Origin of the sequence: Actinokineospora sp. (genome assembly GCF_050699995.1) — a bacterium.
GTDB lineage: Bacteria > Actinomycetota > Actinomycetes > Mycobacteriales > Pseudonocardiaceae > Actinokineospora.
Genome location: NZ_JBOHGC010000483.1, coordinates 1 through 1,280, shown reverse-complemented (window position 1 = coordinate 1,280; position 1,280 = coordinate 1). Strand labels below are relative to the sequence as shown.

Below are 1,280 nucleotides of genomic sequence, written 5' to 3'. Positions count from 1 at the left end.
ACGCCAAGGACATCGCCAACGGCAACCCCGTCGTGCTCTACGCCGAGGACCTGGTCCGCGGCTACCGGGTCGACGTCCACGACGGGCTCACCTGGCGGTCGCTGATGCACCGGCAGGTCCGCTACGTCGACGCGGACACCGGCGCCGAGCAACTGGCCGCCGTCGATGAGGCGTACCTGAAGGCCTCGACGCTGACCCAGACCCCCAAGGTGGCCAAGCCTCCCGCCTACTTGCATGAGGCGTTGTTCGGCTGGGACGGCTGGTCGCTGGCCGTGCCCCGGCCCGGCGGACACCTGCCCACCGACACCCCCGCCGACGGGGAGTCCCCGGTCAGCGACGGCCCGGGCGAGGAGTTCCCCGGACAGCTCCGGCTGCACGTGGAAACCGGTCTGGTCAAAAAAACTCTTCCTCGGCTGCGGTACGGCGCGGGCTATCGGATGCGGGTGCGCACGGTCGATCTGAGCGGGAAGTCCACGGATCACGCGGACGACAAGCACGCGACGACCACCCACGTGTTCCGCCGGTTCCAACCGATCGCCCATCCCGTCGTCGTCCAGCGGCACGCGGTGACCGAGGGCGAGTCCACCCTGCGGCTGGTGGTCCGCTCCGGGGTCGAGGTCGACACCGACGACCTGACCGCCGCGCCGACCCCGATCGCGCCCGGGACGTTCGCGGGCACCCTGGACTCGTTGGCGCCCAGGCGGTTCGCGACCTACCGCGCCCGCGCCGAACGGCACCTGGCGCCGCCGAAGATCGGCCAGACCGACGCGGAGCTGCTGGGCCGGTTCGATCCCGACGCGATCGGGGTTCCCCCCGCAGCCGCGGACTACCGCCGGGCATACGCGCGGGGGACGATGAGGATCCGCTCCGTCGCGAAGTCGAACGGGGCGGGAGGTGACGAGGCCTCGCGCACCGGGATCCACCCGCTGGGCTCGCCACCATCGTCGGTGTCGTTGGCGACGGACTTGCCGTGGAGCATCCCGGCTTCGAACACGACGTTCGGGTTGTCCTCGTAGGCGACAGCTGGGTCCAGCGAGCTCTTGGCCGGCTCCGACAGGTAGCAGATGCCGAAGCGCGACCGGGTGATCTCGCGGGCGATCTGCGTGTTGATGTTGCCTGCCTCGTCGATGACCGACCAGTCGGTGAACTCGAGCCTGTCGGCGAGACCGTGCAGGACCTCGGTGATCACGTTGACCACCTGCTCGTCGGCCCGCTTCGAGAAGGCCACGAAGAAATGCGGCCTCGTCAACCGGGGGAACTTGGCCTTCTCCAACCGCTCC

The 1,280-nt window shown here is 69.9% G+C and carries 2 protein-coding genes; both read left to right on the top strand.

Annotated elements, in window-relative coordinates; translation table 11 throughout:
• The coding region (locus tag ACRDSQ_RS24190; protein WP_431424247.1) for a hypothetical protein at positions 1-1,016 on the top strand (1,016 nt) is incomplete at its 5' end.
• A gap of 48 nt (positions 1,017-1,064) precedes the next feature.
• On the top strand, positions 1,065-1,280 hold a 216-nt coding region (locus ACRDSQ_RS24185; RefSeq protein ID WP_431424246.1), incomplete at its 3' end, for a hypothetical protein.